This is a genomic window from Nocardia sp. CDC160 (assembly GCF_035818795.1).
Lineage (GTDB): Bacteria > Actinomycetota > Actinomycetes > Mycobacteriales > Mycobacteriaceae > Nocardia.
This window is the reverse complement of sequence record NZ_JAYKYT010000003.1, coordinates 587,236-600,463: the sequence shown is the minus strand read 5'-3', so window position 1 is coordinate 600,463 and position 13,228 is coordinate 587,236. Positions and strand designations below refer to the sequence as shown.

The window sequence follows — 13,228 nt, the reverse complement described above, 5'->3', positions numbered from 1 at the left end:
GAGGTGAAACGACCGGTCATCCATGACCGGTGTTCGGTGAAGAGGGAGTGTGCGGCATGCGTGCGATTCGATTCGATGAATACGGCGGGCCCGAGGTCTTGTATTCGGTGGAATTGGAGGTGCCGGAGCCGGGGGCGGGGCAGGTGGCCATCGATGTGGCCTATGTGGGCGTGAATTTCGCCGATCTCCAGGCGCGCGCGGTGGGATACCGGGTACCCGGGCTGCCGTTCGTGCCGGGCCTGGAACTGTCGGGCCGGGTGCGGGCGCTCGGCGCGGGTGTCGAGGGGTTGAGCGTGGGCCAGCCGGTGGCGGCCATTACCGACGGCGGTGCGTACGCCGATGTCGCGGTGGTCTCGGCGGCGACGGTCTTTCCGGTGCCCGACGGTGTCGACTTGCGCACCGCCGCGACACTTCCCACGGTCCTGCCGACCGCGTACGCCCTGGTGCACACCGTGGGCCGCCTGCAGCCGGGGGAGAGCCTGCTGGTGCAGGCCGCGGCGGGCGGCGTCGGCACCGTGGCGGCGCAGATCGCCAAGCTCGCGGGCGCGGGTGCGGTGTACGGCGTGGTGTCCAGCCCGGCCAAGGCCGACTACGCCCGCGAATACGGTTATGACGACGCGTTTTTGACCGAATCCTTCGACGCCGACGTGCGGGCCGCCACCGGTGGTCGGGGTGTGGATCTGGCGTTGGAGTCCATTGGCGGCGAAACCCTGCGGCGCACCATGGAATCCCTGGCCCGCTTCGGCCGCCTGGTTTCCTTTGGCAATGCGGGCGGCGAGGCGCCGTGGCAGGTCGGACCGAACGATCTCTACCCGCAGGGTCGCTCGGTGGCCGGGTTCTCCATTCTCGGGCTGAGCATCGCGGCCCCGGACGTTCTGCACGAGATCGCCTCGCACGCCTTCGAATTGGCGACCTCCGGCAAGGTGCGGCTGCCCATCACCGCCGAGTTCCCGCTCGCGGAGGCGGCCGAGGCGCACCGCCTGATGGGGGCTCGCACCTCGACCGGCAAGCTGGTGATCGCGGTCAATCCCTGATGAGTCGGGGCGTAATGGCCAGCAGGACGGGGCCTTTCGTGCTGGTGGGACACGAGGATTGGACGCAGCCGCCGCAGCCGGTGGTCGGGCAGCCCGATCCGATCTGTTCCAGCGACAGGCGTCCCTTGCGGACCCAGTAGTCGACCATGGCCCTGGCCTCGTCGGCGGAGACGCCGACGGTGCGGGCTACCTGGTCGAGATTGAAATCCCCTCGGGATTCGGTGATCTCGGTCAGGATCCGGCGCAGGGGGCTCGCTGTCGCGGTGCTCACCAGAAGATCCTGCCGATCTGGAAGACCGCCACGGCCAGCACCCACGCCACACTCAATTGCAGGACCACGCTCATGAGGGTCATGCGCAGGCCGATGGTGTTGCGCAGCACCGCGAGGGTGGTCATGCAGGGCGTGTACGCGAGCAGGAACATCATGAACGCGAGCACCGCGGGAATGGTGTGCCCGCCCGAGGAATCGCGGAAGGTGTCGCGCAGCGAATCCGAGAGCGAGGCGCTCGGTGCGCCCTCGCCGGGGCCGTCCGTGCTGCCGGGGTCGTCCATGCTGTAGGACTGCGAAATCGTCGCCACTACAGCCTCTTTGGCGACGAAGCCGCTGATGAGGGCGGCTCCCGCATGCCAGTCGTCGAATCCGGCGGGCGCGAAGGCCGGGGCCACCGCCGAGGACACCGCGCCCAGCGCGCTGTGATCCGGGGCCACCTCGCCGAAGCTGCCGCCGCCCACCGGGATCGAGGCCAGCAGCCAGATGCCGGTCACGGTGGCGACGATGATGCCGCTGGCGGTGGTCAGGAAGCCGCGCATTTTCTGCCAGGTGTGCGTGCCGAGCACCCGCAGGCTGGGGCGGCGATAGGGCGGCAGATCGAGCACCAGCGGCTCGTCGGCCATGTCGCGGAACATGCTGTTGCGCAACAGGTATCCGATGCCGACCACCAGCACGATGGAGGTCAGATACATGGCGAACACCACGGTGCCCGCCTGCGAGCCGAAGAAGACTCCGGCCAGCAGCACGTAGACCACCAGGCGCGCATTACAACTCGTGAACGGGATGAGCAGGGCGGTGAGCAGCCGGTGCCGGGGGTTGGACAGTACCTTGGTGCCCGCGATGGCGGGCACATTGCAGCCGAATCCGACGATCAGCGGCAGCACCGCGCGGCCGGGCAGGCCGACGGCGCGCATGAGTCGGTCGGCCACGAAGGCCGCGCGGGCCATGTAGCCCGAATCCTCCAACAGGGCCAGCAGCACGAACATGATCACCATGAGCGGAACGAAGCTCAGCACCTGGCCGACACCATTGATGAACCCGTCGTGCACCAGTCCGATCAGTGGCCGCGGGGCGTGCAGCGCCGTCAGGAAGTCCGCGGCGGCGTCGGCGACCGGGCCGGTGAAGAAGCCGCCCAGCGCGTCCTGCAGGGGCTTGGCCACGGTGGTGGTCAGCTCGAACACCAGCCACATGACGGCCAGGAAGATGGGCACGCCGATCCAGCGGTGGGTGACGATGCGATCCACCCGGTCGGAGAGCGTGGTGTGCGATTCCGCGTCGGTCACCACGGCCGAGCGCACGTCGTGGGCCCAGGCGTAGCGGCGTTCGGCGATGAGGATCTCGGCGTCGTCCTCGGAATCCATTGGCTCGTCGGTGGATTCGGCGAGAACGGTGTGGGCGGCGGCGGTGAGTTCGACGGGGACGCCCGGCGGTGGTTCACCCGCCATCAGGGCCAGGGCCAGGAAGCGTGCCGGATAGTCCTCGGGCAGTTGGGGTTTCAGCGCCTCGAAGGCCGTTTCCACATCCTCGCCGAGATGCGGCGCGACGGGAGTGTGTCGATTGCTCAGGGCGGCGTCGACGGCGCGGGCCAGGGCGGGCATCCCGGTGCCGCCGCGCGCGACCAGCGGCACCACGGGCACGCCGAGTGCCTTGGCGAGGCGACCGGCATCGACGGGTGTGCCACGGCCTTTGGCCACATCGGTCATGGTCACGGCCACCACCGTGGGCACACCGGTCTCCAGTACCTGCGAGAGCAGGTAGAGGCTGCGCGCCAGATTCGCGGCGTCGATCACGGTGACGACCACATCCGGCCGGTCCTTGCCGTCGGTGAGCAGGGCGTCGCGGGTGACCGCCTCATCCGGCGCGGCGGGGAGCAGGCTGTGGGTGCCGGGCAGGTCCAGCAGGCGAATCGTGTGGTCGGGGCCGAGTTTCCACGGTCCCTCGGTCACCTCGACGGTGGTGCCGGGCCAGTTTCCGACGCGCTGGCGCGCGCCGGTGGCGGCATTGAACAGCGTCGACTTGCCGACATTGGGATTGCCGACCAGCACCACGGTGGCCGCGCCGGTCAGGGTCGCGATCGGGCCCGAAGCCGAAGTGCCGCAACAGGCCTCACTCATGCGCGCACTCCCGGGCCACCTCGATGGCACGCGCGGTGGCGGCGTCCACCGCGATGCGTGCCTCGCCGACCCGCAGAATCCGGCCGCCGCAGACGCCGACCGTGGCCACGCTGGCCGGAGCGCCCGGAATCAATCCCATCTCGAGCAGTCGCCGTCGTTGTCGCCCCAGGAGTCGGATCCGCCCGATCCGAAAGTTCTCTCCTGGTTTGCTATCGATCAGCGAGCTCATGCGCCTTCTTTCCGCCGGTCAGGGGAATCATCCCGGACGATCCGCTGCGAGGTGGACCGTCAATTGCGTTAGGGAAACCTAATGACCAATTTTAAGAAGGTGCTGAGAGATAGCTATACCGTTCTCATCACGTCCGGTTTGGGACAATTGCCTCTTTACTCGGTGTCCTTGGCCGACCCGTCCTCGGCGGCGACGATCCGCCCGGAATCGATGGCGGAGAGCAGGGATTCGTGATCGCGGGCCGTCTGATCGGCGTAGGCGAGCGCGAATTCGCCCATGGCCTTGTCGAATACGTCGTTGTCGCCGAGGTAGGCCGCGATGGCCACCCGATCGCCCGAGCGCGCGTGCCCCCGTGCCAGGGTGTGCCCGCACAGCGCCGCGTACTGCCGCAACTGCACCGGGTTCATTTCGTCGATATCCAAGGAGCCCTTCATGTCTCGCAGTTGACGCCAGTAGTAGAACAGCCCGTCCGGCCCGGTGGCCCAGCCCAGGAAGATGTCACCGGCCGACTGGGTGAGCCGCTGCCCGTGCACCACCCGGTGTCCCTGATGCTTGAACTGGCTGGCCCGCAGATACGGTGTCAGCACGGACTCCTCGGCCTGCTTCACCTGCAGGAACAGGGGATCGCCGATGTTGCGCCCGGTCAACAGAGCCATGAAGCAGCGCGTTCCCACGCTGCCCACGCCGACGACTTTCGTAGCGAGATCGCGCAATTCGTAGCGATCCAGAAGGACCCGTCGCTCCTCGGGCAGCGTGGCCCGATAGTCCGAGAGCACCGAATCCAACTCCGTCTGAAGGGTTTTCGGCATCGGTATGACCAGCGGTGGATCCGCCTTGATGTGGGGCACGCCGTCGGGTCCAGGCTCGGTCAGCTTGTCGAGGGCCTGCAGGCTGGTCCGCGTCCGCGCCTTGCTGATCACCTTCTCGGCCTGCTTGCGATCCTTGGGTTTCAGCAGTTCCTGGACCTGTTCGGCATCGACCATCTGATACCAGACCTCGGTCTCCCCGAGCCCGGCGAAATTCGCCATGGACTCGCGATAGGCCTGTGCCGCCGCGACGGCCGCGGCCTGTGCCTCGGAGTCGTCGAACCCATTGGCTCGCCCCGCCACCGCCACGCTCGCCACCAGCCGCTTCACATCCCATTCGAACGGCCCGGGCAGCGTCTCGTCGAAGTCGTTGACGTCGAAGACGAGTGAGCGCTCCGGCGAGGCGAACAACCCGAAGTTCGACAGATGCGCGTCCCCGCACAACTGCACGGTCAGCCCGGTGTTCTCACTGCGCGCCAGGTCTCCCGCCATGATCGCGGGCCCGCCCCGATAGAACGGAAACTGCCCCGCCGCCATTCGCGCGTACCTGATCGTCACCAGCTCCGGCACCCGGGTGGCGGCCTGTCGCTCCAACACCGCCACCGGGTCGGCCCGATCCCCGCTCGGTTTCCATTCCCCCAATGACGACCGCGACGCCTTCTTCCGCGCGGCCCGCCCGACCTCCGCCGCCGAAGCATCGACGGCACCCACCCCCGGCTCCGATGTCGACATGTGACGACTCTAGTTCGCGAACTCGCGAATCCCGCTCAATTCTGCGGCGTGGGCTGCGGCTGCGGATCGGCCCACTTGGAGGTCCCCGGCGCGGCCTGCCACGTATTCAGCAGGTCGATCCCCGCCGCGACCAAGGTCGGCCCGCCCGCCACCAGCCCGCCGATGATCCCGCCCGCGGGCACTCCGGCGACTCCGCCGGGAATGCACCCGATCGCGATGCTGACGACACACCCCGCAATGAACCCGACTATCCCGCCGACCAGCGCGCCCACCTGCCCGGCCACCGACAACTTGCTGCTGAACTCGTTCAGCGCCTTCTGGTCTTCGGTGGGCGAGGCAATCGGTTTCACCGCACTCGTCTGATCGGGAATCCGCAGCCCCTCCGGCTTCGTCGGCGTGATCTCGAGAACGGACCCGTCGTTCTTTGTCACCGCCGTAACCGGAACCCGCACGTCCCCGACTCGATAGTCGAGCGGCATCGACACCACGGTCGCCCCACCCTCATCCTTGATCTCGGCCACCCAAACCTTCGCCCCGCCCGGCGTCATCTCGTCCTGCTCGTTCAACACGAACTTCGCCCCCCGCACCGAGGCGACAACGCTCTTGTCGACCACCTTGAGCGAGTACCTGATCCCCGGATTCGACGAGGGTGCGGGTTCGGCATGCGCGGTTCCCAACCCGGTGGTGAGCGCGCCAACCATCAGTGCGGCGGCCGCTGTAGTGCTCCTGAATTCCATTCGATCTCCCATCCGCCGTCAGCGTAGAGCGGCCGAATTCCCGAATGGAGTCCCGGTGATTCCCAATAGATCTCGCGATGATCGTCCAATGATGCCTGGACAGCACTGTCGCAGAAGGGTTTTCAACAGCCCGCAGGTGTCGAGCGAGCCAATGCGTTGTAGATCCAGTCGTGCGCCACTCCAATCGTGATGCGCGGCCCGAAAAGTCGCCCCGTCAACGCCCAGTACCGCTGAATCCGATGATCAGTGTCGGTCGCATTGTTCAGCAATCGCTCCCGAAACCGCGGCGAATCCCGCTCCCCGCGCGCCCGAGCATGAGCGGCAACAAACCGATCCAACTCACTACCGGGCCGCGGCCCCACCCCTTCCGAAACCAGCGGCACCACATCCGTCATCACACCGCCCACCTCCAGGTACAGCCTGCGAGGATCACGAATCAACTCCGGCCGATCCCGCCAGTACTGCTGTCGCACAACCTTGTTCACGCCGGGATCGGTGGCGAGAGCGGCCAGTTCGGCATAAGCCACCACGTCCTCGGCAGTGGGTTCGGCGGGTGGCTCCGGAACATTCCAACAGACCCACGCGTCGATGTGACGCCGCGGCAGCGGCGCAAGAATCCGCTGCCAAAACCGAACCAAACAATCATGCGCCGCACCCCCATCCTGCGCCGCAGCCAACAACGACAGCCGCTCCTCCCGCACCATCGGCCCCGCCAACTCGATGGCCCGCAACGACGCCCGCCGCCATGCCAACGCCCTGAATTCGATATCGAGCCGAGCGCTCTCCTCGGCAATCACCTCACCCATCGACCGTTCCCCCCGCAGCACCCCCGAAATGGCCTCCAACCCCATCCCCAGCGCCCGCAACCGCCGAATCAACAAAACCCGCTCGACAGCGGCCTCCCCCTCGAACACCCGATGCCCACCCGAACTGCGACGCGACTCCACAATCCCTTCGTCGCAGTAGAACCGAATCGTCCGCACCGAAAGTCCGGTGGAGCGTGCCAATTCGCCAATGCTCATTGGCACGCTCGTTGGCGCATTGTTTGTCACGAGCCGTAGAACCTCCACCCCATTGGAGCCGCTTACTCTACTGCGCCCTCCGATTCGGCGGGGTTCGGTGTGCCGAACCAGCGTTCGAGGGCGGTGCGGAGGGCGGTGTGAGCGGCGTCAGTGGGGTCGTCGGTTGCCCAGGCTACGTAGCCGTCGGGGCGGATGAGGAGGGCGGCGGCGGGGGGTTTGGGGCAGGTTGCGGGGATGGAGGTTACTCGGTCGCGCCAGGGTGCCGCGATGGTGGAGAGGGTGGTGGTGGGGGCGAAGGTCAGGAGGAGGGGGTGGGCTGGGCGGAGGAGTTCGGCGATTCGGGTTGGGCCGGTGGTGGTTTCGATGTCGAGGTCGGGGAAGAGGTGGCCGGAGAGGGGGTGGGGGTCGCCTACGTCGTAGCGGATGTCGGAACCGGCGAGGAGGTTGGCGATGTGGGTGGAGACTTCGGGGAGGTGGAGGAGTTCGGTGAAAAGGGTTCTGAGGGCGGTTGTTTCGGGGCCGGGGGAGACCAGGGCGGCTTGGGAGAGGGTGTACATCATGACGCGTTCGGCGACCGGGTGGCGTTCGGATTCGTAGGTGTCCAGGAGGTTTGCGGGGGCCCAGCCGTGGAGTTCGGCGGCGAGTTTCCAGCCTAGGTTGACGGTGTCTTGCAGGCCGAGGTTGAGGCCGGGGCCGCCCATGGCGGAGTGGACGTGGGCGGCGTCGCCTAGGAGGAAGATGTTGCCGCTGCGGTAGTGCTCGGCGATGCGGGTGTTCTGGCCGATGGTGCGGCGGAGGTTGTGGGGGCCGGGCCAGGTGGGGGCGGAGAGGGGGAGGTGGGTGCCGAGGACTCGGTCGGCGCTGGATTGCAGTTCGTCCAAGGTCATGGGGACGGCGTCGGAAAACTGTTCGCCGCCTTGGAATTCGATGGTTCCGATCAGCGGTCGATCCGGCTGTAGCTCGGCGTAGACGAAGATGCCGCGTTCGAGGCGGTGGTGGCCGAGGCCGAAGGTGCCGACGCCGGGGATGGTGATGCGGCCGTCGCCGATGCGGAGTTTGGCGGGCACGGTGACGTGGCCGGTGCGGGCGACATGGCCGGTGGCGGTGACGCCGGGGAAGTCGATACCGATTCGCTTGCGCACCAGGCTCTTTCCGCCGTCCGCGGCAACCAGGAAGCGCGGACGAAGAGTGTAGGTCCCATCGGAGGATGCAACGGACACCGTGACCCGATCCTCGTCGCGGGCGATATCGGTCAGCGCGTGGCCCCACCGCAGGTCGACACCGAGGTCGATCGCTCGCTTGGTCAGGATCTCCACCATCTCCGGCTGTGGTTTCAACACCAGATGCACCGGATTTGGTTGCACGGCAGTCAGATCCAGCGACATACCGCCGAATATGTACTGCGGAGCCGGAACCGGCGCACCGGAATTTCCGCTGAACGCGCCATATAGATCGCGCATGTCGAGCACCCGGGCGACCTGCCCGGCCAGCCCATTGGCCTTGGGTTCGAGACTGGGCGCGGGGAGCCGGTCCAGCACGATCGGACGGATTCCGGCGAGGGCCAGCTCGCAGGCGAGCATGAGCCCGTTCGGCCCGGCTCCGGCAATGACGACATCGGTGGTCGCGATGTTTTTGGGCATGACGAATAAACCTCTTGTCACTGAGGGTATTTCGGGATGACCGGCGTGAGCGGAAGCGCTACGCCGGTGGTTGCGGCAGCCCGGCCGCGAGGGCGGCGAGGGCCTGCCGGAGTAGATCGGTGATGGGTTCGGGCGGGTCGCTGCGCACATACGCCTCTAGGGCGGCGTGCTGGGCGGTCAGCATCGCGCCGACCACGAGTCGCGGATACATGGAGCGCTCCGGGTCGATCCCGGTGCGCGCGGCGACCGCGGCGATCAGGTCGTCTTCGACCCCGCGCGAGAGCATGGCCCGCATTTCGGGTGCGGCCAATAGTTTCTTGGACTCGTCGAGCTGTTCCCGCGTGGGAATGTGCGGTCCCGACGAATTCCTCAGTTCGGCTTCCAAGGGCTCGACCAGGGCGGCCGTCACCGCATCCCACAGCGGCTCATCGGCCGGGCGGTTGCCCAAAATCTCAATGCCCCTGCGGATTCGGTCCAACTGCCGGTAGGCGAGCGCGTCGAACTTGCCGGTGAAGTAGTTGTTGAAGGTGCGTACGGAGACCCCGGCGCGCGCGGCGATATCCTCGCGCACCACGTTCTCCAGCCCGCGTTCGAACATCAACTCGAGCGCCGCATCGCTCAAAGCCCTTCGGGTATCGGCCTTCTTGCGTTCGCGGAGTCCCAGCTGTTCCTCGGGCATGTACCCAGTATGCGCAAAACCTGCCCGGTGGGCAATCTTTCCCGGAAGGAAAATTTCGCTATTCGGTGAGGAGCTGTTCCACTACCCACCGCGCCGCGTCCGGCTGCATCGGCAGCGCGGCGTGACTGGCCAAACCCGCACGCGGATAAAGGTCTTCGAAGTAGTCGTTCATCACGCCCGGCTCGTCGATGAACGAGGCCGCGCCCGGCGGCGTCAACACCTGATCCCCGCGCGTGGCCAATACCGAGTACGTCACCCCCGGCACCGTGACCCCGCCGTCGAGCAGCGCCGTCGTCACCTTCGACCCGGCCAGACAGTCCAATGCGCCCTGCACCCCACGAAAGACGCTGTCGCGCAAGGGATTCGTCACGTCATTGAGCACACCCGCCAGCCCCTCGGGCGACCCCGGCAGATCCAGCCCGCCGATGAGTGTCGCCGCCGTGGTGCCCTTGGTCACCGGCGCGAGATACACCGCGCGAGCCACCGACGCCCCGCCGTGCAGGAACTTCAGGTAGTAGTTCGCGATCAACGCCCCCGAGGAATGCGCCACGATATCGACCCGCGCGGCCCCGGTCGTGGCGAGCACCTTGGCCACGAAATCCCGCAGCTGCCCCGCCGACTCCGCCACCGGCGCGGCGGCCTGCATGGGCCCGATGATCCCGTACCCGAAGATGAACGGACATCCCCCGATGTCCCGAATCCCGCCCGTGATCCCCGCCATCTGCTTGTCGAGCGTCGCGCGAATATCCCCGACCGCCCCGAAGCCCCCGAGAATCACCACCGGATTGGGCTGCTCGGTCTCGGGTCGACAGTCCAGCGCGGGCTCGAGCGTCCCCGACGCGGGGAGTGGATCGGCTCCCTGAGCGTCGCCGGGCGTCGCCCCCGCGGGCACCGCACCCAGCGACAGCAGCAGCGCCACCGCCACCATCCCGGCTCGAACTCCCCATCTTCGCAACTGTCTGCCCGAGGTCTTCGCATTCATCACTGAAATAGTTCGGACGCCGCGGGCGTTTGGACGACCGATTCAGCGTGTCGGCGGCGTGGCATACGCTCCGGGTGATTGGGAAGGAGCGTGTCGTGAGCAAGCGGGGCTGGTTGTTGTTCCTGGGTATGGGGGTGATCTGGGGTGTCCCGTACGCCATGATCCGGGTCGCGGTGCGGGAATTCGATCCCGTGTTCGTGGCTTTCGGCCGCACCTTCCTGGGTGCGCTGGTGTTGTTGCCGATCGCGCTGTGGATGAAGGTGCTCCTCCCCGCGCTGCGCCGCTGGCGCTGGGTGCTGGCGTACACGCTCGTCGAGATCACCGGTCCGTGGCTGCTCATCGGCCACGCCGAAACCAAGCTGACCAGTTCGACCGTCGGTCTGCTCATCGCCGCCGTGCCGCTGGTCGCCATCGTCCTGACCATCCGCATGGGCCACGAGCGCCTCGACATGCGCCGCATCCTCGGCCTGGTGATCGGCTTCGCGGGCGTGACGGCCTTGGTCGGCCTGGACATCGACGTCTCGAACCTGGGCGCGATGGCCGCCATCGGCGTGAGCGTGATCGGCTACGCCCTGGGCGCGATCATCATCGACCGCAAGCTCGCCGACCTGCCGCCGATCGGCGTGGTGACCGGCTCGCTGATCTTCGCCGCTACCATCTACCTGCCGTTCGCGTTGTCGCGCATGCCCTCCCACTACCCGGCTGCCCCGACCTGGTCGGTGGTCGGCCTGGGCCTGATCTGCACGGCGCTGGCGTTCGTGGTCTTCTTCGCGCTCATCGGCGAGGTCGGCGCGTCCCGCGCGACGGTGATCACCTACATCAACCCCGCGGTCGCGCTGCTGATCGGCGTCAGCCTGCTGGACGAGCCGCTCACCGCGGGCATGGCCATCGGCTTCCCGCTGGTGATCATCGGTTCGATCATCGGCACCGCACGGGCCAAGGCGCAGGTCAAGGAGCCCGCCCCGGCCTAGCTCACCGGGACTTCTTGCGCTGCTTGCGAGTTCGGCCGCCGCGTTCGATGCGCGGATCCTCGGCCACCTCGTAGCGTTGCACGTACTCCCCGAGGAACGCCTGCAGGGTGGCGGTGGCGGGAATGGCCAGCAGCGCGCCCACCGCACCCAGCAGCGCCCCGCCCACCATGACCGACAGCAGCGCCACCGCCGGATTCACGTCCACGGTCTTGGCGGTGATGCGCGGCTGCAGGACGTAGTCCTGAATCCACTGGTAGACCACGACGAAGATGATGATCCACACGGCGTCGAGCGGATTGATGGTGAGCGCCACCAGAATCGGCAGAATGCCCGCCAGGTAGGTGCCGATGGTCGGCACGAACGAGGCCACCACGCCGAACCAGATGCCCAGCGCCAGCGCGTTCGGCAGCCCCAGCAGCGCCAGGAACGCCCAGTGCGCGAGGGTGGAGATGACCGCCAGCAGCGCCCGCGAATACAGGTAGCCGCCGGTCTTGTCGATGGCCAGGTCCCAGGCGTGCAGGACCGCACCCTGTTTCGTGGGCGGCAGCACCGAGCACAGCGCGCGCCGCAGCTTCGGCCCGTCCGCGGTCATGTAGATGCTGAACAACGCGATGGTGACGAACTTCGCGAGCCCGCCCAGCACCGTGCTCGACAGCCCCCAGGCATTGTTGGCCATCCGCTCGGCGTAGGAGCTGATCACGTCGGAGTCCTTGAACAGCCGGTCGCGCAGCTGGTCGAGGGTGAATTTCTGATGGAACGTGTGGTTGACCCAGTCCACGCCCTCCTGGATCAGTCGGGGCAGCTCGCCGACCACATTGGCGACGGTCTCCACCAGCAGTACGCCCAGCGTCGCCACGAAGCCCGCGCTGCAGGCGAACACGATGATGAACACCAGCGCGACGGCCAGCCCGCGATTCATGCCGCGCGCGGCCAGCCCGTCCACCGCCGGTTCCATGGCCAGCGAGACGAAGAACGCCACGGTCATCATGACGGCGATGCCTATGAGCTGATGCGCGGCCCAGTTCGCGAGTTCGAACACGCCGAGCAGGGCGAACGCGAGCACCATGGCCCGCGGCAGCCAGGCGGGCATCGATGCCCGGCTCGTCGTCTCGGCGCTCGCGTCGGTGTTCTGCTCGGCGGCAGGCTTTTCGGCGGCCACCGGCCCAGTCTCGTGCACCGAGCCGGGTTTTCCCGGGCGACGCACCGTGTCCACTCCTCATACAAATTCCGGTCGGTCTGTTTTTAGCTAGCAAAAAGAACCGAGAGGCATTCGGAGAGAAAGCTTTTCCCGCGATAGTGTGCAGGTATGTCGGTGGGCGGCCAAGATATGCGAGTGCGCACGAAATTCTCCAGCGAACTGATGGCGCTGACCGATGAGCTCGCGCATATGGCGCGACTGACGCATGAGGCTTCCGAGCGGGCCGCGGTCGCGCTCGCGGGTAGCGACCTCACGGCCGCCTACGAGGTATTCGCGCTCGAGGAGAAGGTGGAGATCGAGCACGCCAAATGTGAGGACCGTTCGGTCATACTGCTGGCCCTGGAGGCCCCGGTGGCCCGCGACCTGCGCCACGTGGTGACCGCCATGCAGATCGCCGACGACCTGCTGGCCGTGAGCCGCGCGCTGAGCCGGGTCGCCGACGTGGTGGTGCGCCGCTATCCGAATCCCGCGGCCCCGCCGCAGGTGTTGGCCCTGCTGGGGGAAATGTCCAGTGCCGTCACGCATCTGGTCGACAAGGCCGTGAGAGTCATTGTGGCGCAGAACCCGCCGCGCGACCGCGCTCTGGTGCCGCGTGACGAGAATGTCGAGCGACTGCGCGTCCTGCTGGTCGAGCTGGCCGCCGACGACGCCTGGCCGCACGGCTCGGCCATGGCCATCGATATCGCGCTGCTGGCCCACCACTTCGAACGCGGGGCCGACCATTGCGTGCGCATCGGCCGTCTCATTCGCTTCTTCCACACCGGCATTCCGCTCTACGCACAAACGGAGGCGTAACCACCACCTGCTGTACGG

General features: G+C 67.2%; 13 protein-coding genes. 3 read left to right on the top strand and 10 right to left on the bottom strand.

Translation table 11 applies throughout. The annotated features are described in order from the left end of the window. Positions 1 to 56: 56 nt before the first annotated feature. Positions 57 to 1,034 (top strand): quinone oxidoreductase family protein, encoded by a 978-nt coding sequence (locus VMT40_RS17475; RefSeq protein WP_326359321.1) that lies wholly within the window; start codon positions 57 to 59, stop codon positions 1,032 to 1,034. Here the strand turns inward: VMT40_RS17475 and VMT40_RS17470 are convergent. From VMT40_RS17470 to VMT40_RS17430, 9 genes are all read right to left on the bottom strand, one after another. Then, positions 1,024 to 1,305, bottom strand: a complete 282-nt coding sequence (locus VMT40_RS17470) for a FeoC-like transcriptional regulator (RefSeq protein WP_326359319.1) — start codon at positions 1,303 to 1,305, stop codon at positions 1,024 to 1,026. The genes VMT40_RS17475 and VMT40_RS17470 overlap by 11 nt on opposite strands. Beyond that, positions 1,302 to 3,419: a ferrous iron transport protein B gene (gene feoB / locus VMT40_RS17465; protein WP_326359317.1), complete on the bottom strand. Its 2,118-nt coding sequence runs from the start codon at positions 3,417 to 3,419 to the stop codon at positions 1,302 to 1,304. Before feoB ends, VMT40_RS17470 begins: the two co-directional genes overlap by 4 nt. Next, on the bottom strand, positions 3,412 to 3,648 hold the full coding sequence (locus tag VMT40_RS17460) for a FeoA domain-containing protein (protein WP_326359315.1): 237 nt from the start codon (positions 3,646 to 3,648) through the stop codon (positions 3,412 to 3,414). Before VMT40_RS17460 ends, feoB begins: the two co-directional genes overlap by 8 nt. Positions 3,649 to 3,803: 155 nt before the next feature. After that, complete coding sequence (locus tag VMT40_RS17455) at positions 3,804 to 5,186, bottom strand: DUF2252 domain-containing protein (protein ID WP_326359313.1); 1,383 nt, start codon at positions 5,184 to 5,186, stop codon at positions 3,804 to 3,806. 35 nt (positions 5,187 to 5,221) lie between these two features. Further along, positions 5,222 to 5,923, bottom strand: coding sequence for a hypothetical protein (locus tag VMT40_RS17450; RefSeq protein ID WP_326359312.1), 702 nt, complete (start codon positions 5,921 to 5,923; stop codon positions 5,222 to 5,224). 122 nt (positions 5,924 to 6,045) lie between these two features. Next, positions 6,046 to 6,945: a MerR family transcriptional regulator gene (locus VMT40_RS17445; protein WP_326359310.1), complete on the bottom strand. Its 900-nt coding sequence runs from the start codon at positions 6,943 to 6,945 to the stop codon at positions 6,046 to 6,048. A gap of 62 nt (positions 6,946 to 7,007) precedes the next feature. Further along, positions 7,008 to 8,585, bottom strand: a complete 1,578-nt coding sequence (locus VMT40_RS17440) for an FAD-dependent monooxygenase (protein ID WP_326359308.1) — start codon at positions 8,583 to 8,585, stop codon at positions 7,008 to 7,010. A 58-nt stretch (positions 8,586 to 8,643) separates the two neighbouring features. Further along, positions 8,644 to 9,264: a TetR/AcrR family transcriptional regulator gene (locus VMT40_RS17435; protein ID WP_326359306.1), complete on the bottom strand. Its 621-nt coding sequence runs from the start codon at positions 9,262 to 9,264 to the stop codon at positions 8,644 to 8,646. Between the two features lie 58 nt (positions 9,265 to 9,322). Further along, positions 9,323 to 10,246: an esterase/lipase family protein gene (locus VMT40_RS17430; RefSeq protein WP_326359305.1), complete on the bottom strand. Its 924-nt coding sequence runs from the start codon at positions 10,244 to 10,246 to the stop codon at positions 9,323 to 9,325. A gap of 95 nt (positions 10,247 to 10,341) precedes the next feature. Here VMT40_RS17430 and VMT40_RS17425 point away from each other — a divergent pair, with 95 nt between their 5' ends. Further along, positions 10,342 to 11,217 (top strand): DMT family transporter, encoded by an 876-nt coding sequence (locus VMT40_RS17425; RefSeq protein WP_326359303.1) that lies wholly within the window; start codon positions 10,342 to 10,344, stop codon positions 11,215 to 11,217. A 1-nt stretch (position 11,218) separates the two neighbouring features. Here VMT40_RS17425 and VMT40_RS17420 read toward each other — a convergent pair whose 3' ends face one another. Further along, positions 11,219 to 12,421: an AI-2E family transporter gene (locus VMT40_RS17420; RefSeq protein WP_326359301.1), complete on the bottom strand. Its 1,203-nt coding sequence runs from the start codon at positions 12,419 to 12,421 to the stop codon at positions 11,219 to 11,221. Between the two features lie 129 nt (positions 12,422 to 12,550). Here VMT40_RS17420 and VMT40_RS17415 point away from each other — a divergent pair, with 129 nt between their 5' ends. Continuing rightward, on the top strand, positions 12,551 to 13,210 hold the full coding sequence (locus VMT40_RS17415) for a phosphate signaling complex PhoU family protein (protein ID WP_326359299.1): 660 nt from the start codon (positions 12,551 to 12,553) through the stop codon (positions 13,208 to 13,210). The last annotated feature ends 18 nt before the right edge of the window (positions 13,211 to 13,228 follow it).

Excerpts from the sequence above, each read along its gene's own strand:
- VMT40_RS17440 (WP_326359308.1), bottom strand. The coding sequence starts at position 8,585 with ATGCCCAAAAACATCGCGACCACCGATGTCGTCATTGCCGGAGCCGGG.
- VMT40_RS17435 (WP_326359306.1), bottom strand. The coding sequence starts at position 9,264 with ATGCCCGAGGAACAGCTGGGACTCCGCGAACGCAAGAAGGCCGATACC.
- VMT40_RS17445 (WP_326359310.1), bottom strand. The coding sequence starts at position 6,945 with ATGAGCATTGGCGAATTGGCACGCTCCACCGGACTTTCGGTGCGGACG.
- VMT40_RS17475 (WP_326359321.1), top strand. The coding sequence starts at position 57 with ATGCGTGCGATTCGATTCGATGAATACGGCGGGCCCGAGGTCTTGTAT.
- VMT40_RS17430 (WP_326359305.1), bottom strand. The coding sequence starts at position 10,246 with ATGAATGCGAAGACCTCGGGCAGACAGTTGCGAAGATGGGGAGTTCGA.
- feoB (WP_326359317.1), bottom strand. The coding sequence starts at position 3,419 with ATGAGTGAGGCCTGTTGCGGCACTTCGGCTTCGGGCCCGATCGCGACC.
- VMT40_RS17460 (WP_326359315.1), bottom strand. The coding sequence starts at position 3,648 with ATGAGCTCGCTGATCGATAGCAAACCAGGAGAGAACTTTCGGATCGGG.
- VMT40_RS17455 (WP_326359313.1), bottom strand. The coding sequence starts at position 5,186 with ATGTCGACATCGGAGCCGGGGGTGGGTGCCGTCGATGCTTCGGCGGCG.
- VMT40_RS17450 (WP_326359312.1), bottom strand. The coding sequence starts at position 5,923 with ATGGAATTCAGGAGCACTACAGCGGCCGCCGCACTGATGGTTGGCGCG.